We start from the raw sequence: 307 nt of genomic DNA, 5'->3' as shown, positions 1-307 counted from the left end.
TACTACTTATATGTACGGGGCAGTCAATTTCTTCATGGGTGGTTATATGAGTTATAAAGCGGCTTGGATGATTATGATGTGGTTCGCAGTAAAAGATATTGCATTTACCATTATCGGTGCTATTATCGCACCTCGCATATACTATGCTGTACGTCGTTCCGCTTATCAGCATTCTCATTCGACGATTTCATAATTAAAAAGAGTTATTTCAGTACACTGAAATAACTCTTTTTTTATATTAAGACTGTTGCTTCGTGTGTTCTTCTAAAATTTTCTGCATCATTGGAACCATGTCATCACGTAATTC

At 35.8% G+C, this 307-nt stretch carries 1 pseudogene; it reads left to right on the top strand.

The features are described from left to right. A pseudogene (locus tag ACSG5Z_RS30415) lies at nt 1-193 on the top strand (biotin transporter BioY); the annotation flags it as partial. Nucleotides 194-307 lie beyond the last annotated feature (114 nt).

Source organism: Bacillus pretiosus (genome assembly GCF_051294775.1).
Classification (GTDB): domain Bacteria; phylum Bacillota; class Bacilli; order Bacillales; family Bacillaceae_G; genus Bacillus_A; species Bacillus_A wiedmannii.
This window is presented reverse-complemented; position numbering and strand designations above follow the sequence as displayed.